At 62.8% G+C, this 234-nt stretch carries 1 pseudogene; it reads left to right on the top strand.

What is annotated here, in order from left to right:
• Positions 1-234, top strand: a pseudogene (locus tag CVH10_RS24670) (50S ribosomal protein L23); the annotation flags it as partial.

The following is a 234-nucleotide window of genomic DNA, read 5'->3' as shown; positions in this document are numbered from 1 at the left end:
GAAGGCCGCCTTGGCCGCCGAGCGCATCGAGTACGTGTTCAATGTGGCAAGCGACGCGTCATAGCCCGAGATCAAGACCGCGGTGCAGGAGCTGTTCGGGAAGTTGGTCGATCGCGTTGAGGTCCTGATCGTCAAGGGCAAGTCCAAGGGCACGGCGCATGGCTCCGGTGTCCGTAATGGCTATCGCAAGGCGTACGTCACCCTGGCCGCGGGCGAGACGCTCGAAGACTTCTC

Origin of the sequence: Halomonas sp. ND22Bw (genome assembly GCF_003011945.1) — a bacterium.
Taxonomy (GTDB): domain Bacteria; phylum Pseudomonadota; class Gammaproteobacteria; order Pseudomonadales; family Halomonadaceae; genus Halomonas; species Halomonas halophila.
This window is presented reverse-complemented; position numbering and strand designations above follow the sequence as displayed.